Origin of the sequence: Stieleria mannarensis, from assembly GCF_014154935.1 — a bacterium.
Classification (GTDB): domain Bacteria; phylum Planctomycetota; class Planctomycetia; order Pirellulales; family Pirellulaceae; genus Stieleria; species Stieleria mannarensis.
Genome location: NZ_JACEHH010000036.1, coordinates 62,417 through 83,623 on the forward strand (window position 1 = coordinate 62,417; position 21,207 = coordinate 83,623).

At 60.8% G+C, this 21,207-nt stretch carries 14 protein-coding genes; 10 read left to right on the forward strand and 4 right to left on the reverse strand.

All coding sequences use genetic code 11. The features are described 5' to 3' along the window. Window positions 1-465 precede the first annotated feature (465 nt). From H1B37_RS22425 to H1B37_RS22440, 4 genes are all read left to right on the forward strand, one after another. Window positions 466-3,018: a dockerin type I domain-containing protein gene (locus tag H1B37_RS22425; protein WP_286178044.1), complete on the forward strand. Its 2,553-nt coding sequence runs from the start codon at window positions 466-468 to the stop codon at window positions 3,016-3,018. Between the two features lie 263 nt (window positions 3,019-3,281). Beyond that, a complete protein-coding gene (locus H1B37_RS22430; protein ID WP_182868975.1) occupies window positions 3,282-7,595 on the forward strand; it encodes a cadherin-like domain-containing protein in 4,314 nt (1,437 codons plus the stop codon). Window positions 7,596-7,787: 192 nt separating this feature from the next. Next, a complete protein-coding gene (locus tag H1B37_RS22435; RefSeq protein ID WP_182868977.1) occupies window positions 7,788-8,186 on the forward strand; it encodes a hypothetical protein in 399 nt (132 codons plus the stop codon). 584 nt (window positions 8,187-8,770) lie between these two features. Next, on the forward strand, window positions 8,771-10,159 hold the full coding sequence (locus H1B37_RS22440; protein WP_182868979.1) for a VWA domain-containing protein: 1,389 nt from the start codon (window positions 8,771-8,773) through the stop codon (window positions 10,157-10,159). A 303-nt stretch (window positions 10,160-10,462) separates the two neighbouring features. Here H1B37_RS22440 and H1B37_RS22445 read toward each other — a convergent pair whose 3' ends face one another. From H1B37_RS22445 to H1B37_RS22460, 4 genes are all read right to left on the reverse strand, one after another. Then, window positions 10,463-11,506: a hypothetical protein gene (locus tag H1B37_RS22445; RefSeq protein WP_182868981.1), complete on the reverse strand. Its 1,044-nt coding sequence runs from the start codon at window positions 11,504-11,506 to the stop codon at window positions 10,463-10,465. After that, window positions 11,503-12,669, reverse strand: a complete 1,167-nt coding sequence (locus tag H1B37_RS22450) for a hypothetical protein (RefSeq protein WP_220498323.1) — start codon at window positions 12,667-12,669, stop codon at window positions 11,503-11,505. The genes H1B37_RS22445 and H1B37_RS22450 overlap by 4 nt, the downstream gene beginning before the upstream one ends. 175 nt (window positions 12,670-12,844) lie before the next feature. Further along, window positions 12,845-13,192 carry a hypothetical protein gene (locus H1B37_RS22455; RefSeq protein WP_182868985.1) on the reverse strand — a complete coding sequence of 116 codons (348 nt, stop codon included), beginning with the start codon at window positions 13,190-13,192 and terminating at the stop codon, window positions 12,845-12,847. Between the two features lie 76 nt (window positions 13,193-13,268). After that, entirely contained in the window at window positions 13,269-14,252 is a 984-nt protein-coding gene (locus H1B37_RS22460; protein WP_182868987.1) for a YheT family hydrolase, read from the reverse strand. Window positions 14,253-14,287: 35 nt separating this feature from the next. Here H1B37_RS22460 and thpR point away from each other — a divergent pair, with 35 nt between their 5' ends. The 6 genes from thpR to H1B37_RS22490 all read left to right on the forward strand — a co-directional run bounded on the left by thpR (window position 14,288) and on the right by H1B37_RS22490 (window position 21,207). Continuing rightward, window positions 14,288-14,860: an RNA 2',3'-cyclic phosphodiesterase gene (thpR, locus tag H1B37_RS22465; RefSeq protein WP_182868989.1), complete on the forward strand. Its 573-nt coding sequence runs from the start codon at window positions 14,288-14,290 to the stop codon at window positions 14,858-14,860. A 134-nt stretch (window positions 14,861-14,994) separates the two neighbouring features. Continuing rightward, a complete protein-coding gene (locus H1B37_RS22470; protein WP_182868990.1) occupies window positions 14,995-15,759 on the forward strand; it encodes a Uma2 family endonuclease in 765 nt (254 codons plus the stop codon). A gap of 115 nt (window positions 15,760-15,874) precedes the next feature. After that, window positions 15,875-17,875 carry a LamG-like jellyroll fold domain-containing protein gene (locus H1B37_RS22475; RefSeq protein ID WP_182868992.1) on the forward strand — a complete coding sequence of 667 codons (2,001 nt, stop codon included), beginning with the start codon at window positions 15,875-15,877 and terminating at the stop codon, window positions 17,873-17,875. A 238-nt stretch (window positions 17,876-18,113) separates the two neighbouring features. Then, window positions 18,114-19,055: a type II secretion system F family protein gene (locus H1B37_RS22480; protein WP_182868993.1), complete on the forward strand. Its 942-nt coding sequence runs from the start codon at window positions 18,114-18,116 to the stop codon at window positions 19,053-19,055. Beyond that, window positions 19,052-20,122: a type II secretion system F family protein gene (locus tag H1B37_RS22485; RefSeq protein ID WP_182868995.1), complete on the forward strand. Its 1,071-nt coding sequence runs from the start codon at window positions 19,052-19,054 to the stop codon at window positions 20,120-20,122. The genes H1B37_RS22480 and H1B37_RS22485 overlap by 4 nt, the downstream gene beginning before the upstream one ends. 8 nt (window positions 20,123-20,130) lie before the next feature. Then, window positions 20,131-21,207 (forward strand): type II secretion system F family protein, encoded by a 1,077-nt coding sequence (locus tag H1B37_RS22490; RefSeq protein ID WP_182868996.1) that lies wholly within the window; start codon window positions 20,131-20,133, stop codon window positions 21,205-21,207.

The window sequence follows — 21,207 nt, forward strand, 5'->3', positions numbered from 1 at the left end:
GCGGTTTTGCGAATTCACCCTCCCTGGCAGGGAGGGTCGAGAGGTGATCCGGAGGTGCTTCCGAACTTAGAAAAACGCAAAAACTCGACGAAATAATTCGAACGATCGGCTGCCGCAAATCGTCTGATTTTCAGAGGCGCGTTGCAGCCCATCAAGCCGATACAATCCGTCAGCCCGCGACCGGACTCGCGAGCATTCTGACCTATGATTGGGGAGCCACCGCATGATTGGCGGGGCAGCCGATTAGCATCGGGACGTGAACCCCAGTGCTTCGCCACAGCCACCCGTTAGGGCTGTCCACGCAAAGGCCACGAGATTTCCCCACCATTGAGAAGAGCCCGGGACCTGACGAGTCCGGCGTGAGTATTTGAGCCGCTGATGAACCGTGCAACGACCAGCCGATCCCGACGACGCGCTGCCCTTCCCAATCGCCCTCGGCGGCGACGGCGATTAGCCCTCCAGAAAATGGAAGAGCGCCGGTTGCTGGCCAGTGACTTGCCCTTCGGCGCCACCCCGGTCGACACCGGCGAGTTCATGCTCGGCACCGTCACCGTGACGCCGGTGTTCTTCGAAAGTGACGGCTCGATCGATCCGGAGACACAGGATTGGACCGAAACGGAAATCGACGACACGCTGGCCAAGATCCGTGACAGCGTGGATTGGTGGAGCGACCTGCTGGCGACGCAAACGTCGGTCCACACGCTGGATTTCGTGATCGACGATCACTATGCCCGAAATCCGGTTCCCACCGGATACGAACCGATCGACAACAGCAGCCTAAAATTCAAAAACTACGTCGGCAATTGGCTGACCGAGCTGGGCTATGGCGACGCACCCTCGATCGAACGCGCCGTCGCGCTGTTCAACGATTCACAGCGACAAGCCCATCAAACCGATTGGGCGTTCACCATGTTCGTCGTCGATTCCTCCGACGACGAAGACGGTTTCTTCGAGAGCGGTGGTTTCATCGGGGCGTTTGCCTATCCCGGCGGACTGTTCATGGTGGTCCCGTCGCATCGCCCCACTTCGACCTTCACCCACGAAATGGGACACATCTTTTGGGCCCGTGATGAATACCCCGGCGCCGGCAGCTGGACCGACCAACGGGGCTACTACAACGCGCAAAACCTGAACGCCTCGGACAACCCGACCCCGGGATTTGAACAAGAGGACAGCATCATGCGGGGCGGCGTCGTCGTCACCCGTGCGTTCGACAACTTGGTTTCCCCCGAATCGACGCTGGCGATGATCGGCTGGCGCGACAGCGACGGCGACGGCATCTTTGATCTTGCCGACGTCCCGCTCCAGCTCGATGCGATCGGTTCCTACGACGTGGAAACCGGTGTCTACTCGTTCCGCGGATCCGCCGCCGTCGACACGCTGGCCAATCAAAACTCCGCCGGCATGCAAAGTGACATCACGCTCGCTCGGATTAGCGAGCTGCAATACCGACTCGATAACGGCAATTGGCAAACCGCATTGTCGCCCGATGCGACACGCGTTGAATTCGACCTGCAAATCTCAATCGAATCGCCCTTCGATCAAATCGCTTGGCGGGCGATCGACTCCGACACCGGCATCACCAGCGCCGTCTTGACCGGCGATCGATGGACGCCCGTGTGGTCCGGCATCGGCGGCGGGTATGCGTACCTGGATCAAAACACCGATGGACAGCGTGACAGCGACGAAACCTTGCTCGCCGGCACCCAATTCATCGTTCGTCTCGGCAACGGATCCGACCTGCTTTATCACTCGATTCAGGCCGACACGCTGCCCGCGGGCGTGGTGACCACGCCCAGCGACATCACACTCAGCGGCGTCGGCGGCGATGCCGACGGACGCGTCGCCGCACTGCCGGCGACCACCGGCCCGCACGACGGACCAGTCTTTCACTACTTTGACAACGCGGCCGACCAATGGATCGACACCTGGAACACAACGACCCGACTGGCCATCAACGCTGCCGACTCGACCGGACGCGTGGAAATCGATGTGCTCGGACTCGGCACCGGCAGCTATGGGCTCGAAAGCGGCAGCTATGCCCGCGTCGATGTCTATGATTCCCAAGGCAATCGCATCGACCGGGTGACCAGCGACTTGGTGCCCGCCGGTGACGGACAGAAACTGGTCATCGAAGATTCCCTGGGACGCATCACACGCGTCGTGGTCTATGGCCACGCCGAAACCGAAATCCTGGTCTCGGGGATCGAATTCGGCCAGGCCGCTCTGGTTTCGCTCGGTCACGACGGCGCATTCTCTGTCGACGGCCTGCCCGACGGTGATTACGCCGTCGAAATCATCTCGCCGAATCTGATTTATCAATTCCCCACCCAGCCGGTGTCGTTTCAAATCGCTGCCGGAACGCTCGCGCCGCTGGCGGTCGCCGCACAGCGCGTCGACAGTCCCCGATACAACGCTGCACTGCCGGGCGATGTCGACGGCGATCAAGATGTCTCCATTCGTGACGCGTTGATCGTCATCAACGACTTGGGACGATCGGGAAATCGCACTCTGGGAGCCGACGAAACCAGCGGATTTGATGTCGACGTCAATAACGACGGAACCGTCAGCGCGATCGATGCGCTGCGTGTCATCAATGCGATCCAACGCGTCACCGAAGGCGAAGGCGAATTGATCTCCAACAATTCCACCCAGCCCCCCCAAACATCCGATTCAAACCGAACATCTAACCCAACCCAGTCCGACTGGCCTACCCAACCACCCACTGCAGCGGCCGTGGACCGCGTTTTCGGCCCTCATCTTCCGCACGCCGATTCTGACTGGAACATCACTTCAAATCATGCCGACCGGAAAATGTTGAACTCTGCGGGTCAACGGACATCGGATCAAAGTCCTGGCAATCTCCGATCCGATAGTCCCAGCGAGGCGGATGTTCAGCAGCTCGACGAAACCGGGGCAAACACGGGTTTTGAGCGTCCTTTATCGGGTTTTCTTCGTGATGTCGGCGAAATCGAGAGCGGTTTCGTGACCCACCCCGATCCCGGACAACTGTTTTGATCGGAATTACTGGAACTTTGCAGCCTGGTCGCGGTCTAACATCCCAAACCGATCGGCCCAAAATCCCATCAAATCGAAACGTTGATAAAGCGGGAAAGGGAAATAAGATAGGGCCAATATTCAGGCTGGAGAGCTTTTAGCCCCTTCTTGTCTGCGAATATCCGGGCTCTGTGCCTGCAGAATCCGACTCCTCCGAATCGCCATTTGACCGAACCCCCAGTCACCGGCAATCCACGTTCTACTTCATCTTTCCGGAACCCCAGATGAAAAGCCTGCGTCAGTTGCTCCGCCGCCGTTTGCACGCCTCCAGTGCGGAACGATCCCAGAAGCGCCGAGCCACCAAGCATCCTCGCGGTGGCGAAATGAACCGACGACTGACCACTCAAGCACTTGAACAGCGTCAACTGCTGGCGGGCGACTTACAGCCCGCCCACAACTACTGGAACGGTTTCGACGTCAACCAAGACCTTCAGATCTCGCCCAGTGACGCCTTGGGTGTGATCAACTATTTGGCGACGACCAATGCCGCCAGCGGCGAACAAGTGTCGGGCAGCTCCGCGGATGAGTTTGCCGGCCGGAAGGTGGACGTCAACGCCGACGGCAATGTGACGCCCAGCGATGCGTTGAGCGTGATCAACGCGTTGGCCCGCGGCGAGCAACTGGGCGAGTTGGTCGAATTGATGTTGAGCGCACGTGACGAGGACGACAACTTGCTGCCGGTCAGCAACGGCGTCGTCCAGGCCCCGGGCGTCGGCATCGACAATTCGTTCTATCTGGAAGTCTCCTACGATGACCTGCGAACGTTCGGCGACGACAAGGGCGCGTTCTCGGTCTTCCCCGACCTGGGCGTCAGCACGGGTGGAATTCTGCAGCCGGTGTTGCGTGAAGCCCAACAGATCATCATCGACAGTGCGATTCGTCAGACCCAATCCGGGTTCGTCACCGTCGGTCGTGAAGGCACCACCGACACGGTGGACATCACCATCGCCCAGATCCAAGGTGGATTCTCCGCAGCCTTGGGCGACGCGTTGGTCAACACCTTCGGCATGCCGCTGGGCAGTTTTGAGATCACCGAACCGACCGCACTCAAGGGCGAAGACGGTGAGGACCTGGGTTTCGAGATCTTCTATAGCGCCGACGAATTCGGCAACATGGATATTGCCGACCTGACCTTCACGCCCAACTTTGACAACGCGGTCCCGATCGAATTCCGCGAGTTTGCTCCGCTGGAAGCCGATGGCACGACACCGAATTCGGCCGCCGTGCGATTCAACCTGGACGCGCGAAGCCGCACGCTGCCGAACAATCAGGAATTCTACAACCTGCTCAACCGCGGCTCGTTTGACGGTGCGACCGGATTCACCGACATCGGTGGCGTCGGCGGCGCGTTCCCCAACGGAATCCGCGATGTCAACGGCGGCTTGATGCCGGACACGGTGGATGTGTTCCGCATCGAAGTCTTTTTGAATGCGGAACTTTCGGATTCCAACCCGCTGATCATCGATGTCAATCCCGGTGAAGGCGTCGACCCGTTGACGCTGTACGGCAGCAACGATGTCGTCACCGAGGACCTGATCCTGCTCGATGACGACGCCCGCGTGACGATCAGCACCGGTGCTGTGGCGGTCAACAACCCGCCGACCGTTTCGCCGGTTCCGTTGGAGATCTCCGTCAGCGAAGACGACGGTGTGTCCATGCCCAGCTTGCTGACCGGGGCCAATGACATCGACGGCGACACGCTGTCGGTCGATGCGTTCAACTTCACCGGTGGCGACACCTCGGGCGTCGCACTCAACGGCAACACGATCACGATCACCCCGTCGGCCTACAACAGTTTGCAGGTCAACACCACGGAGGTCATCACCGCGACCTTCAACATCATCGACGGCAGGGGCGGAAGCGTCAGCCAAACGCTCTCGCTGACCGTCAACGGTGCCAATGACGCCCCCGATGCGGGCGCCGACATCTCAACCACCAACGACGAGTTTGACGCCCAGTTCAACATCGACCTGCTGCAAAACGCGACTGATCCCGATGGGGACACGCTCAGCATCTCTGACATCACCCAAATCGGAAGCGATGACACCACCGGCGTCACCCCCGATGCGGCCAACAACCAGCTGGTGGTCAATCCGGGAGCCTACTCGGCATTGGAAGATGGCGAAAGCGTCACGGTGACGTACCAGTTCGAAGTCTCCGACGGCAACGGCGGGACCGACACGGCAACCGTCAGCGTGACCATCAACGGCGACACCCCCAACAGTGACCCGGTCGCCGGCGATCCCGTCACCCTGACGGTCTCCGAAGACGACGCCGACACCACGCTGGATCTGTTGACCAACGTCACCGACGTGGACACCGAAGACACGCTCAGTGTCGACGCGGCGACGATCGTGACCACCGGAGACCTCGCCGGAATTACGCGGAACGGCAACACGCTGTCGATTTCGCCGGCCGCCTACAACGCCTTGGCCGCCACGGACACCGAAACGGTGACCTACAACTATGACGTCATCGACGGCGAAGGCGGACGCGTCGCGCACTCGGCGACCATCACCATCAACGGTGCCAACGACGCCCCCGAGGCGGACGCCGCGGTGTCGGTCACGGTCACCGAAGATGACGCCAGCACGAACGTCGATCTGCTCGACGGAGCCTCGGATCCGGACAACGGCGATAGCGTCTCGGTCGACGGCCTGACCCTCCGCTCCGGCGATGACAGCGGCATCTCCGCCAACGGCGCGAGCGGGTTGACGATTGATCCTTCGGCGTACAATTCGTTACCGGTCGGCCAATCAGAAGTCATCATTTATGACTACAACCTGATCGACGGCAACGGCGGGACGACCGCCCAGTCGGCGACGATCACCATCACCGGTGTCAACGACGCCCCGACCGTCGGCGACCCGATCGAGTTGACGGTGACCGAAGACGACTCGGCCCAGTCCCTGAATCTGCTCACCGGCGCGGCCGATCCGGACACCGGCGACACGCTGGTTGCCGAAAGCCTGACCTTCAGCGGCAGCTCGTCCGCATTCACGCTGGTCAATGACACCACGCTGACCTTCGACCCCAACTTCTTCAACGGCTTGGCTGCGACCGAAAACGAAGTCATCACGGTGAACTACGACGTCGCCGATGGCAACGGCGGTACCGCCGCCCAAACGGCGACCATCACCGTCACGGGCGTCAACGATGCACCGGTTCTCGCCGGCCCGATCGATGAAACCTACAGCGAAGACGCCGGTACCCAGGCACTGTCGTTGCTGCTCGGTGCCAGCGACCCCGACACCAACGACGTGCTAACGGTTGAGAACGTCAACGTGACCGGTGACGACAGCGGCATCACCCGCAACGGTGCCGACCTGAGCATCGACACCTCGGCCTACAGCAGCTTGGAAGAGGGCGAGTCGGTCGAAATCGTATTCACCTATGAAGTCACCGACGGTACGGCCACTCTGAATCAAACGGCGACCGTCACGATCACCGGTGGTGCCGATACGCCGATCCCCGGCCCGGACATCGCTGTAACGCTGAATGAAAGTGACGCCGCCCAAACGATCGATCTGCTCGAAGGGTCCAGCGACCCCAACGGCGACCCGCTCTCGGTCACCGAAGCGACCGTCCGCAGCGGTGATGCACGCGGAGTGACGATCGACGCGGCCAACAATCGCCTGTTGGTCGACCCGTCGGCCTATGTCGACCTGGAGGATGGCGAATCGGCCGTCGTCATCGTCGATTACAACGTCAGCGACGACAACGGCAACTCTGCCCCGCGAACCGCAACGGTCACCATCATCGGCCAGACCATCGTCCCGTCGACCATCTCGGGCCAGCTGTTCATCGACCACATCGAAAACAGCGAGGCGGTCCGCGGCGGCGCGGCACCGGTTCGCAACGGCGTGAAAGATGCCGACGAAAAAGGACTCGCCGGCGTGACCATCCGCCTGCACGAAGTCACCTCCTCAGGCGAGACACTGGTCAAGTCAGTCCTGACCGACATGGACGGTGCTTACTCCTTCACCGGCCTCTTCCCGGGAACCTACGTCGTCGAGTATGACGTCCCCGACTCGGTCCACTTCACCGGCAGCACCCGCGGCCAAATCGTGATCAGCGATGCCGGTGGTGCCTCGGCATCCGGCCCCACGCTCGACGCGATCGGATTGGTTGGCGTCCAGCAGCGGTTGGACCTGCTGGCCAAGTCCTACATCGATGCCGGCATCATTGACACCTCCAGTCTGCCCGAGGGCTTGGGCGGTGGCTCGGTCCACCTGAACGCCGACGGCACTCAACGGATGTTTGTTGCCGGTGAAGGCTTCGACCCCGAGTTCGCCGAAGTCGTGCTCAACGATGCCCGTGACGCCGCACTGCTGACGATCATCGACGCGGCCGACGGGAAAGTGAAGTCGGCTCGATTGAACTTGGATCAATTTGTCGTCACCAGCGACGGACTTGGCGTGCGATTCTTCGGCGGCATGGACGACTTTGACTTCGTCGAAACCAGCGAGGACTTGGTCGAAGACGAATTCGAGGACTACCGTAACGCGATCGACCAAATCATCGGATCCATCTTCTGATCGTCAGATCCGATCCCTTCCAAAGAACGAAACCGCTGGTGACAATTCACCAGCGGTTTTTTCTTTCCTGCCCCTCCGACCTCTTTCCCCGCCGGGTCAGCCATTCTTCTGGCCCGCTTTTTCAGTCCTTCCCGTCACCATCCTTCCCCCCTTGAATCCGTTTCCCGTTGAGCCCCGTTTCCTATTAAGCCCGTGCACACAATTCGCCTTCGCCGTCCCTGGTTGCGGTCCCTCGACCCACATTCCCCTCCGCAGAAGGTCGATGTCCCCGACACCCAGCCGCCGACCACAACCGACGGTTCGGTCATCAGCTACCGACGAGCCTTCAACCGACCGACCGGTCTGACGCCCGCCGACGTCGTCTGGCTGTCCCTCCCGCACCACACCGCCGAATCGATTGAGATCCGGATCAACGACGCGCTCGTCCACCAGTCTGTTCACCCATCGAAGGCGACCGGCCCGATCCGCATTGACATCACCGCCAGCTTGCAGTCGGCCAATCAATTGGTCATCACGCTAACGACCGGCAGAACCTCCCCCGCCGCGCTCGACGCCCCGGTGACGCTGGAGATTGAATCAGAGGGTTCCTAGCGCGCGCTGGTGTCTCGTCTTGACGGACCGTCCAGCTTAGGGCGATCGTTTTTCTGATGTACGATGGCCCTTTCGGGCTGTCTCTCGTGGGGCTCGGCGTGACGACCTAGAAAGAACGTCGCACACCCTCCGCAGTCGACCTCACACCCGATCGGCCAGATTCTTCGGATCTGTCGCGATTTGCCTCAGTCCAAAAGTGGACGGTTCCTTCAGGCGACTCGTATCGCCGCTTGGGACCTCGATTGTATAGGTGGCTGATTCGATCGTAGCGGAAGTCGCCAAGACGTTCGCAAGCCGCGGGCCCTCTCTGGCGTTTGCTTGCTGCGCAAACGCCGTCTCTCCCTGAGAGAGAGAATCTCAGGTGGCTGTCAAATTGCTCAGTAATACAAACTTCCTCCCTCGCAGCGAACCGCGACAGCCCGGAAGGGGCTGTCGTACTCAAGACAGCGAAAACGGCCGGCGAAAGCTGGTCCCCCGCCGCGGCCGCGCTTTACCCTGGGGTGTCCGAGGCGGTAGGATGGACACGTTTGCGAACACATCCTGCCTCTCGCTTCTGGGCGATCCTTCCAGCGGAGAACGTCTCCATGACACCCGGTCCAGCGACGACGATTCACCCTGTTGCGCGTCGGCACGTCCTCTCGTTCGTGGTGGCCCTGACGGCGATGCTGGCGATCTTTCCGCCAATCGCTGCGGCGGCAGATCGAAATGAAGCCCGGTTCCGGCGGCTGCTGATCGGCCGACACGACCAGGCACGTGTCGTGGCCCTGCAGTCCATCCCGAGTGACTTTCAGAGTCGCTTGTACGCGTTACCGATCATCGTCGACGCCTTGGAAACACTCCGCAAGGATGCCCGCTTCGATCGCGCCGAAAAACTGGGACAACCCGAACTTCCCGGTGGCGTGCGAATGATGATCGATTTCGTCGGAACGATCGATCGCCCCGAAGCGACACAGGCCCTTGTCGATTTGCTCCCGTGCGACCGCGTCACTTGGGCGATGGCGGCGATCGGAACCTTGAGCAAGAACCAACATCACGCCGCGATCGAGGACCTGATCGGCCTGATCGAATCAGACCACTTTGAAAACAGTTACGGGTTTCGATTCACGCTCGCGCGAGGATTGAAGCAAATGAACCACCCCGCAGCCTGGGAAGGCCTGGCCAAACTGTTTGATCGCGTCGATGGACAGCTGGCCCACCGATTGGACCAGGAGTTTCAAGACGTCAGCGAAGACGACTTCGGAGGTGACAAGGAACGATTCCAAACCTGGCGGGGATTGGTCGGTTTGTCGCCTGAGAATGATTCCCCCGAACCAGACGACTTGGCCAAAGCAAACGAAATTCTCAGCCAAGATGGCAAACCGGCGATGCCGCTGCCCGAGCGGATGGGGCTGCAACCGAGCAAATCCGCCGCCTCCTACGCCCGCGAAAAACGGCTGAAACCGTCACACTATTACGGCATCGACATCTTTGCCAAACGCTTGCTGTTCGTGATCGACCGCAGCGGCAGCATGCGGACGGTCGTCGGCGGCCGCGCCCGCATCCAACGCGCCAAAATGGAATTGATCACGGCGATCAACGGCCTGGATGAACAATGCGAATTCGGGATCCTGGTGTTCGATAACGAAGTCCGTGCGTGGCGCGAGGAGCTTGTCCCAGCGAGCGAAGAAAACAAACGCAACGCAACGCGGTTTGTCGAATACCTGTCCGCCGGCCGCTCGACCAACACCTACGCCGCACTGCGACAATCGCTCAATTTTGACCCGCAATTGGAGGCGGTGTTCTTGTTGACCGATGGCGAACCGACGGCCGGACAAATCGTCAATCCCTCGGCCATCTTGCTGGACATCCTTCGCCGCAACGAAGTCCACAACGTGACGATCAACACGATCGCGATCGCCGTCGAACCGCTGATGGCCACGTTCCTAAGAAACCTGAGCGAACCGAGCAACGGCGAATTCAAAGAGGTGCGGTGACGGGGTTTGAAAGCCATGGGTGAGCGGGGAGACAGAATGATACGGGGCAGAATGATGAAGAACGGGACTGTGGGTGAGTGATAAATCCGAACAAGCGCCGCCACGCTCCGCTACCTTCCCGTCATTCTGCCTCTCTCCATCGTTTTGCCGTCTCCCTATCGAGCGCGGGACGCTCGCTTACGCTTCCCGCTGGCATTCCCACATCATTCTGCCCCGTATCATTCTGCCTCTCTCTCCTCATCGTTTTGCCTTCTCCCTATCGAGCGTGGCCGCTCGCTTACGCTTCCCGCTGGCATTCCCCCATCATTCTGCCTTCTTCTCCACCACCGATCCCTCGATCGTCTCCGGTTCCCTCAACATCCCCTCGGTCACCAACTTTTCGCGTTGATGGGCGTGCCACAATTTCAGCAACAGAAACAGCGTGGCAAAGGTCACGACAAACGCGATCACGGTCAGTAGCAACGGTTGGAGATAATTGACCGAAACATGTGCGATCGCCTCTCCGCCGGCCTTCATCGTGCGTCCCGCGATGCCGGCCTTGCTGACGACGATGGGGTTGCCTTCGGCATCAAAGACGATTTCGTCACCGCCGAGAATCCGTTCGGATTCCGCCAGAACGATGGTGGTCGTCGCGGCGGTGAACAATGTTTTGCCGGGGTTATCCGCGGCGAACCGGCCCATGAAGGCGACCATCCGTTCGGTATCGTTTCGCAGGAGTGCCAGCACACCTTGGCGAGGCGCCGAGGGCAGTGCGGCCAGATCATCGGCGTGCCGCCCGACGGCGATGGCTTGATCGCTGGTCAGCTTGGTCGCCAGTTCCGCGCCGTCATCGCCCAGTGTCCGCGCCAGCATGCCTCCCACGCCGGGATGTTTCAACTCACTTTTCAGTGCCGACACCCCCACGCGGCCAACGGTTTGGGCGAGTTCGCGTCCGGCGGATCCGGCCGACAGACGGGCCAACGCGCCACGCACCTGCGACTCGGGCAATTCATCCAACGCGGCCAACAGCGGCGCCAACTCGGGCGCGTTGTCCAATGCGGAAAGCGCCTCGGGCCCATACTTGCTGGCTAGGCGGCTGACTTGCTCGGCCGCCTCCTGGCCGCCTTCGCGAACCGCCGCCGCCCCGACCCGTTCGGCCAGCTCACGCCCGCCTTGCCGCGCCAAGTACTCTGTCGCCTCCTCGGTGCCTTCCTTGCCAAAGTACTTCATGATCGCGCGAGCGACCGCTGTCCCTGACATCACGCCCGGCAGCGATGCGGCCTGGGCGACAGGCGACTCGATCGCGCCGATGACCACCGACATGGCGAGTAACAGAAACGTCAAACGACGGTTGGTAGGAACGATCACGACGATTCTCCGTCGACAATTTGCTGATAAAAACGATCACGATACGCATCACGCAGTTGGCCGCACAATTGTGGCAAGGCGTGCTTGAGCCCGGATGCCGACTCGACGGCGCCCTTTTCATTTGTCGTCCCCGCCGAACCCGACTCCCCACCGGAAATCAGCGCCGCCTCCAGATCATTCAGGTAGACGTGCATTTGGCCAGTCAATTCCGTTTCGAATTGTTCGGTCATCCACCAGTCGATCACCAGCCCGATCGCCAATCCCGCCCCAAAACCGACCACCGCGCCGACCGGCCCGCCGATCGATCCGCCACCGGCACCGGTCGCCGAGGCTCCCACGGTCGCACTCGCACCGGCCGCCGAGCTGATCGCGACCGAGGGTGCGAACCGGACCAGCAAACCGGCGACCACCGACCGGGCGGCAAACGCGCCGACTTCGCCGAGCACCAATGCGCCCAGCATGTTCTCCACACTGGTCGCTCCCTGTCCGGCCGCATAGCTTCCCAGCTCGGTCGATAATTCTCGAAAAAATGCATCATGTTGTTCCAGCGAAACGTCGGGCAAATCGGACGTCGACAATGCCGCCTGAACTCGCGTCAGCATCAGCGTCTGGTTCGCGTCGATGTCCCTGCGGAATTGCAGCAACGCGCCGGAGATGTCATCCAACAGCGTCTGTTCGGAAAACAAATGCGTCTCGAATTTTTCTTGCACATAGGCTTCGACTCGCCCGTCGCTGGTCCACCATCCGCCGGGCATCCGCTTCAGCACGCCCAGCCGCGTCGACAGGCTGGTCATGTCGGCGACAAACGGTTCGACACCGGCATGGTACCGCCGCAGGATTCGATCGATGCGATGAAGACAGCGATCGGCCGTCGCTTGATTCAACGCGTCGACCTCGGCGATCAATGGCAAGACTTCGGTGTCATAGAACCGCGCCCGAGCGACACGCTTGGCGGTTTCGTCGGACACTGCCGGGCGGGAATTAGATGGCGTCGTTGAAGACCACGTCGCCGACGATTCCAGTTCGGCTAGCGGCTGGAGAGTGACACCCAGGGTGATCAAGGCAACGACGGTCGCGACCGTCAGCGGCACCTTCGGCGATACCTTCTGGGGCGTGCGACTGGCCGGCACGCGATGCGTCGAATCGGATGACGGCCGGACCAACGTTTTTCCCCCGATGATGAAGTGGCGTGCGTACGAATACTCCGCCGCAGCTCAGATTTCGGAATCGCGTCGTAGCGGAAGCCGCCCAGGCTTTCGGCCCCCGGCATGGCGTCGTCGCGCCAATGCGAAACCCTTGGCGAGTTCCGCTACCGAAAAACCAAGCTGTGACAGAACACTACGATGCCCAGAACTTCCATTTCGAACGTTTCGGAGTCGGCTTTCGGGTCTGCACGCCCAGCACACCCCATTGCTGCGTGTCGCCGACCTTGATGTCAGCCACCCTCAACAGCGACGCCTCTTTGAGCTTCTTGATCAATCGGTCGTTGCGGTCGGTCTGGACGACTTGGACACGTTGCTTGAATTGAGCCATCGCGGACATGATCGCCGAAAGCGCCTGACGGGCGGACGTCGGTTCGCCGAAATCCTCGATCAAAAACACCGTCTCATTCTTGGGGCGCCCCACGGTGTCCGCGAAACGCCATCGTTCGCCCTCCTGGTCCCAGCCGTGGTAATCACCAGCCATCGGATATGCCTCAGTCCCATACGACTCAAATCTCGATCTCCCCAGAGAGTAGCTTACACGAAGAATGACGGCACAATCAAAGTCGATTCAGCCAAGCGACCAAACAATCGTCCATCCAATGGCTCCGCCGCCGGGCGACGAATCCTGCATGCCCCCCGGTCGCGGTCAAAACCAACTGTGTTTGCTCCGGCCAGCGGGCGGTGGTGAAGCAATCAACGGGGACAATCGGGTCATCCTTGGCCGCCAGAACCAAGGTTTTCACGGGGTTGGACTCGGTGACGTGGATCGCCCCACACTGTTGGTAATACTCCGACGCCCCCTGAAAACCGCTCAACGGGGCCGTCAATCGATCGTCCAACTCCAACAGGGTTTTGGGACGACCGAGCGAGGCGATTTCTTGAAACTGCTGGCGATCACGGACCGCCGGTGCGATGCGTTCAAACAGCGTGCGGATGAAGTAGTAGTTGTACAATCGCCGAGAGAGTCGCTGCATGTTCGCGCTGCATCGGATCAGGTCGATCGGGGGGGCAACAACCGCGATCCGGTCCAAGCGGTCAAACCACTCCGGACGCGCGTCCAGCCCGGCGCCGATCCGGCCGGCCAGACGCAGCAACTGGTTTCCGCCCAACGACACGCCAACCGCGGACAGTGCCGTGGCGGGATGACGCCGCGCGACAAAATCGATCGCCGCCAACACGTCGTCGCTGCGGCCGGCATGGCTCAGCTGTCGCGCCAAATCCCTGGCCGCACCACAGCCCCGCATGTCGACGCGGTACACCGTCCATCCCAGCGAGACCAACCGCATCGTCAACCGAACCATGTACGGCGATCCGTGGCATCCGCTCAAACCGTGAAACAGCACCACCGCCGGGCCGGATTGCCCACCATCGACCGCCGCGTTTTCATGCAGCACAATGGCGTCCCCGTCGGGCAACTCGACGACGTGCTGATGCACCGGCGCGAGCTGCTCGGCCGGCGCCCGCAGCGACGCAAGCGTCTGCAAATGCCCGCCACGCATCAGCAGGTCGGGTTTGAACGGTGGGGGCACAAAAGGTTTCATTTCGTTAATCAAGTGTAAAGACACGCGTTGGATTCATGCAAACGATCCGCTCCTTCATCTCCATTCCGGTCCCTCCCGCTGTGACTGCGGCGGCCGGCAAGATCATGAAACGACTCAAGCCGCTTGACCAGGGTTTCAAGTGGGTGCCGATCGACAACTTTCACCTGACGCTGAAATTCCTCGGCGAAGTCGACAATGTCGAAATCCCCGACGTGTGCAAAGCGATTCGCCGAGTGACCGATCCGATCGAACCGTTCGAATTACGTTTTGCAGGCACCGGCGGTTTTCCCAACGCCGAAAAACCACGCATCCTGTATGTCGGTGTCGATGATCCGACCGGCAATCTGGTCCAGCTGGTCGCCGGCCTGGAAAAACAGCTCGCCGACTTGGGATTCAAACCCGAACCGCGCGACTACACGCCGCACCTGACCCTCGGACGCACGCGCAGCAATTCGCGGCGGGCCGGCGAGGAATTGGTCGCCGCGATCAGCGATCTGGCAGACACGCCGTTTGGCGAAATGGTCGTCGACGAAGTCCACCTGATGGCCAGCTTTCTGGACAAGGCCGGCCCCACCTATCAAGTCATGGACACGATTGAGCTGGACTGATGGACGTACGATGGCCCTTCTGGACGCGCCCGTGGGGCTCTGCGCGACGACCTAAAAAGGACCTCGTACACCCCTTTGCAGGACCGGCGGCAGCTCGTTTGCCGCCCGGCGTTCGTCCGGACTAAACTGGTGGCATGAGCACCGCACGGAATTCCGATCCATCGCCGCCGATCCACCCCGCCGTCACAGGTTCGCCGCCTGCCAAAGCGGCACCGGAAGACGCTTCCTCTGCCCTTCCGCCGGCAAACCTGTCCGTCGCCAGTCGTATCGCCGATGTGCTGACAGATCTAGGTGGAATCGCCGCCGATCGGCTGCGTGCCGGATGCGCTACCCCTGCCGGCCCGGATGAACTAAGCGAATCGCACCGAAACGGAAATCTATGTGAATTGATCGACGGCTATCTGGTGGAGCGGGCGATGGGATATCGAGAGTCTTTGATTGCCGCCGTGTTCATTGAACTGCTCAACCAACTCGTACGGAAGAATCAACTCGGAGTTGTTTCCGGCGCCGATGGTTTTTTCCGCTTGGCTCCGAATCTGGTCCGTGGCCCCGACGTCGCGTTCACCTCGTGGGAACGTCTTCCCGATCGCAAGGTCCCCATCGAAGCCTTTCCCGCGGTCGTCCCCGATCTGGTCGTCGAGGTGGTCAGCGAGGGCAACACGCGAACGGAGATGACCAACAAGCGCCGCGACTACTTCGCCCGCGGAGTAAAACTGATTTGGATCGTCGATCCCGTCCAACGCAGCGTCGCCATCTGGCGATCGATGACCGACTACGCCGTGCTCGATGAAACCCAGACGCTCGACGGCGAAGACGTGTTGCCGGGGCTTTCCATCCCCCTGGCCGAAGTCTTTCGTGTGCTCGACGGTCCCGATGAAGGGAATGAAGGTTCCGTTTAGTTTTGCCGACAGGCGTTTCCCGATCTCCTCCCCGCGTTCTAATGACCGACTCAACCGACAGGTGAGTCGGAAACCGTTTCCCACCTCACTCGCCCACCCCGACCCGATTGCATCCATGAATCTATCCATCCGCGTCACGCTGTTCGTTGCCGCTAGCCTTTTTAGTTCCGCCGTCTCACTGGCTCACGAAACCGCCGGCGGTCTCCCACACAAACACGACACACCCCCGAGCGTTTTGACGACGCGATCGACGGCGAAGGTCATCGCGCCGACGGTGGCCGAAGACGGGTTCCAGTTCATCGTCTACGGCGACCGAACCGGCGGCGTCCCGGCCGGGCTGAAAGTGCTGGAGCAAGCCGTCGCCGATACGAATTTATTGGACCCCGATCTGGTCATGACGGTCGGCGACTTGATCCAAGGCTACAACGAAACCCCCGAGTGGCTGACGCAAGCCGACGAATACAAAGCGATCATGAACCGCCTAAAGATGCGTTGGTTTCCGGTCGCCGGAAACCATGACATCTATTGGCGCGGCGAAAACCCGGCACCGCCGGGACACCATGAATCCAACTATGAAAAACACTTCGGACCGCTCTGGTATTCGTTCCGCCACAAGAACGCCGGCTTCATCGTCCTGTACAGCGACGAAGGCGATCCGTCGACCAACTTGAAAGCGTTCAACGCCGGGGCGCTGCAACAAATGAGTCAACAACAGTTGGACTTTCTTGACAAAGCCCTGAAGGACCTGTCCGATCAAGATCACGTGTTCGTGTTTCTGCATCATCCACGCTGGATCGGCGGCGGGTACACCGGTTCCAACTGGGACGACGTGCACCAACGTCTGGCCGACGCGGGCAATGTATCGGCCGTGTTTGCCGGGCATATCCACAAGATGCGATACGACGGCGTCAAAGACGGCATCGAGTACTATGCGTTGGCGACCACCGGCGGACACATCCCCAATGACACCCCGATCCCCGGCGCCGGCCATCTGCACCACTTCAACATCGTCACCGTGCGCCCCAAACGCATCACCGTCTCCTCACTGCCGGTTGGTGCGGTGTTCGATCCCAAGCAATTCACGCCGGAATTCTTGAAAGAACTGGAACTGGCCCGGTCGATTCGCCCGAAGCAGGTTTCCAAACCGGTGCGGTTGTCCGTCGACGGTTCGGCCCGCGGGACCGTCAAGTTGAACGTCACCAACCCGGCCGAGCACCCCGTCGAAGTGACGCTGCTGATGTCGCGTGAAACACTGCAAAGCGGGTGGTTGTCCACACTCGATCACCAACACATCACGCTCGATTCCGAAGCCAGCCAAACGGTCGAGTTTCTGATCCGACGCGATGCAACCGGCGACGTCGGCAGCGCCAACCCGGCCGTCACCGTCGCGATGCGTTACCTGGGCGACAAGGCCGCCGTCGACTTGCCGCCGACCGACGTTCCGATCGAGATTCGATTAGACCAAGTCCCGGCCGACTATTTTGCTACGGCCTCCGATCAGGCCCTGTTGGTCAGCGACGAAGCCTCTGCGATCGCGATCAACGACGACGCGTTCGACTTGCCCGCCGGCCCTTTCACGATCGAAACCTGGATCAAACCGACACAACACAAAGGTTTCGACGCGATCATCGCCAAGACGCAAAGCTCGGAGTATGCGTTTTTCTCTGACCACGGCGTCGTCCAGTTCGACGTGCATCTGGGCGGCCGCTATGTGTCGGCGATCGGCAAAGAAGCCTTGCCACTGAACCAATGGTCTCACTTAGCCGGCGTCTACGACGGCAACCACGTCGTGCTGTATGTCGACGGCAAACGGGTCGCATCCAAATCCGCCACCGGCAGTCGTAAATCGAACCGATTGCCGCTGTACTTGGGTGCCGACCCGGACCATGGCGGCAACGCGACGCGGTCCTTCGTCGGCCAACTGAACGAGTTTCGACTTTCGACCGGCGTTCGCTACGATGGCGACTTCACGCCTGCCAAACGTCACCAACCCGATGACTCGACCGTGCTGCTGCACCATTTTGACCGCAGCGTCGGGCCGTTCCTGTTGGATCACAGCGCGTCGGCCGCCAACGGGCGAATGGGCAAGTCCAGCCGGTTGGTACCGGTCCAGTAGGGCGCGCTGGCATCGCAAGCGTCTCTGGATCGTAGCGGAAGTCGCCAAGACTTTCGGCGGGCCGCAGGTGAAGCGAAACTCTTGGCGAGTTTCGCTACCCCGGCCTCGCTCTGGCCAGGATCCACTTCCCCCCCGCGGAGAATCTCCACGTTTTTCTTCATCCGGTCAGACAAATCGACAGCCCCGGCGCATCAGCCCTTTGCCCTGATGATCGTTTCCGCCGCCGGCAAGCTGTTTCATGTCCGACACCACCGCTGCACGACTGCTTTCGTTGAACCAACAAGCGATCGCGATCTTGCATCTGAACATCCCGCTGGATTTTGGGCTCGGCGGCGACACCGCCGAGCGGCTTCGTGAAATCAATGACCGATTGCTCAGTGACGTCGGCCGCGACCTCGCGCCGGACGCATTGCTTGAGCGACACGCGTTGCCCGATCGCTACCGGGCGATCGCCCGCATGCTGCTGGAGTCCGATGATCCGGTTCCGATCTTTGAATCGATTGCGATCCAAAACTTGGATCGCGACGCGGCGGCCACCCCGCTCCGTCAGGCGATCACGGAGCCGCTGATCGTTGCGGCCCTGGCGTACATCGGGATGATTATCTTGTGTACGTTTTCGGTTCCCCACATCCAAGCCCAATACACCCAGCAGGGTCTGACGCCCAGTGGTGTCTCGCGGTGGTTGATCGCGGTCCGCGAGGCGATGCCCCTGTGGGTTGTCGGCTTCCCGTTCGTGATGATCGCAACCTGGTGGGTCTGGCGAAAACTGGCCGCCGGCCCGCTGCTGAATCTCGTTCCGGGCAGTTCCCAGTACGCGCGGTGGCTGGCGGCCGAATCACAATCGCGCCGCTTGGCCGTACTGGTCGGATCGGGTGTCGAACCGGAAACGGCGCTCTCGTTGGCCGGCACCAGTGTTTCGCCCCAGCTGCCCGTCCGACCGATCGCCGAAAGTATTGTCCGCGACGGAACCCCACCCTCACGGCCGCGGGCGCTCGGACGTTTGGCTCGGTTCTACCATTTTCTGGCCGATGACCGTCGCCACGCCTTCTTTTCCAAAACACCTGGCTACGTCGGCCTTTTGATCGCGGCGCTGCTGGTGCTGGGCTATGCACTGGCAACGTTCCTGCCCTGGATCGCCATCTTGCAACATGAAAGCTCGATGGAGGCGTTGAATCGATGAAGATCCAGTCCAAGGGCGGTGCTGCCGGCGGAGCCGAAACACTGGTTCCGATGAAGTCGCTCTACGATCGCATCGACCAGGTCCGCATGGTGCGAAAGGACCTGCCCAAACAGTTGCGCGACATCGCCGAAGAGATCCCCGGGGCTTGGACGCGAAACACGCTGCGTCAACTCGCCGTCGATCTGGACCGCAACGTCTCCTCGGCGCATTTGGTCGCCCACTATCCAGAACATTGTTGGCTGCTGACGCTTCAATCATCCGCGGCAACGACCGATGCGTTGACCGCGATGCTGGAACAATCCGCGTTTCAGCACGGCCTGCGAACCAAAAAGATCCGCACTATCGCCTATCCGGTCGTGCTGTTGGCGATCGCGGCCACCTTGATGATTGCGGTGATCGCAATTCTGGTTCCGACCTTTGACGAGATGTATCGCGAGTTCGGGCTGCGGTTGCCGGCGACCACCGAAGCGTTGATCAACATCTCCAGAGCAGTCAACGCACAGCCGTTGGTCACCGTCGCATTGCTGATCGCGTTTCTCGCCAGCCTGGCCGGCGGGTTGTGGCTCTGGATCGGCGACGGTGCCCTGAAAACAAAACTGCTCGCCCCCAGGATCGACGGCCCGACGATCCGACAGTCGCTGGCGAAAATTTCGTTACAAGTGGCCGAGTTGCTCGATGAAGGCATCGCACTCGATCGCGCGCTCAAAATCGCCGCGGAGTCCGCTTCCGAGGTGACCATCAGAAGCCTGGTCGGCGACCTTGCGATTCAAGCTGGCCATGACGCCGGAAATCTGCATCGCACACGTGCCGCGATGGTTTGCCCGCCGAACTTCCTGTTCGCGCTCAACCCTGCCAGCCAGTCCGCCGGGCGTATCGAATCGACACCCAACACGACCATGCTTCGCGAACTGGCCACCAATTACCGCGAATTGTCGATTCGCCGCCGAGACTGGGTCGCCTTTGTGCTGGGGCAAGTCACGGTCATTGGCGTCGGCTTGATGATCGGTTTTCTGGTGCTGGCCTTGTTTTCACCGATGGTCAGCCTGGTTTCGGCCCTCTCCTCGTAATCGCCGCCATGTTCAATTTCATCACCGGGCCTGTTCAATCGATCCTTCCCAGCGGGTTGGTCGGCAATACGACGCGCAGCAAGCAGCACGCGTTGCTGCGGATTCTCGCGCTCGCCCACTCGCAACGCCTGGACCCGAAACTGCTGATCCAGAATTTGGCCGCCGAACATCGTGGCCGCTACGGCAAAAAGCTGATGCTGCTTTATCACTGGATCGCCGCCGGCAGTTCGATCGGCGCGGCGCTCGTGCACACGCCCGGTGCCTTGGACGACGACGACACGTTGGCCATTCAGTGTGCGATCGAAACCCGAACGCTCGACGAAACCTTTGCATCGCTCCTGGAACGCAGCGACGTGGAGGACCAATCGTCGGTCGGTGAAGTCATCCGCGGCACCCTCGGCTATGTGCTCGCCGTGCTCTGCTTTGCCCTCCTGGTCGGTTCGTTCTTGATGCTTTTCATCGTCCCGATCATCGAAGACATGTTCGAAGAATTCGCGTTGGAGTTGCCGCCGTTGATGTTGGCCGTTGTCGAATTCGGCGATACCTTCTCCGCCACACTGACCTTCGTCTTTCTGTTTGCCCTGCCCTGCGGGATCTTGCTGCTGTTTGAAGACGTGCGGCGCAGAATCCGCTATTCGCCGCTGGGCAGAATGCTGCCGACTGCGGCGGAGCGACAATCCGCCGGACTGCTGCGTCTGTTGGCGATCCCGACCGCCCAGAGCCTACCCATCGCACCGACCTTAACCGCGGCGGCACAGTTCCACCCGGACCGCAGCTACCGCAAACGATTGCTACGGGCCCGCACCGAAGCTCAAAACGATGACGACGTTTGGGCTCAATTGGCCCGACAAAGATTGATCGACGGCGACCAAGCCACCCAGATCGGCAAGATCAACGCCTTGCCACTGCGGGCCTGGACCCTCAACACGTTGGCGATGCAGAAACGACGACGCGCCGATCGCAAAGCCGAATTGTTGGCCCGCACATTGCAACACGTCCCGATCATTCTGCTCGGACTGTTCGTCGGCTGGATCACGATCGCCGTCATGCAAACCCTGACCAACCTGGTCCATTCACTCGCCTAA

Coding starts and splice junctions, on each gene's coding strand:
- H1B37_RS22425 (WP_286178044.1), top strand. CDS start 466: ATGGAAGAGCGCCGGTTGCTGGCCAGTGACTTGCCCTTCGGCGCCACC.
- H1B37_RS22430 (WP_182868975.1), top strand. CDS start 3,282: ATGAAAAGCCTGCGTCAGTTGCTCCGCCGCCGTTTGCACGCCTCCAGT.
- H1B37_RS22440 (WP_182868979.1), top strand. CDS start 8,771: ATGACACCCGGTCCAGCGACGACGATTCACCCTGTTGCGCGTCGGCAC.
- H1B37_RS22455 (WP_182868985.1), bottom strand. CDS start 13,192: ATGGCTGGTGATTACCACGGCTGGGACCAGGAGGGCGAACGATGGCGT.
- H1B37_RS22460 (WP_182868987.1), bottom strand. CDS start 14,252: ATGAAACCTTTTGTGCCCCCACCGTTCAAACCCGACCTGCTGATGCGT.
- thpR (WP_182868989.1), top strand. CDS start 14,288: ATGCAAACGATCCGCTCCTTCATCTCCATTCCGGTCCCTCCCGCTGTG.
- H1B37_RS22470 (WP_182868990.1), top strand. CDS start 14,995: ATGAGCACCGCACGGAATTCCGATCCATCGCCGCCGATCCACCCCGCC.
- H1B37_RS22475 (WP_182868992.1), top strand. CDS start 15,875: ATGAATCTATCCATCCGCGTCACGCTGTTCGTTGCCGCTAGCCTTTTT.
- H1B37_RS22480 (WP_182868993.1), top strand. CDS start 18,114: ATGTCCGACACCACCGCTGCACGACTGCTTTCGTTGAACCAACAAGCG.
- H1B37_RS22485 (WP_182868995.1), top strand. CDS start 19,052: ATGAAGATCCAGTCCAAGGGCGGTGCTGCCGGCGGAGCCGAAACACTG.
- H1B37_RS22490 (WP_182868996.1), top strand. CDS start 20,131: ATGTTCAATTTCATCACCGGGCCTGTTCAATCGATCCTTCCCAGCGGG.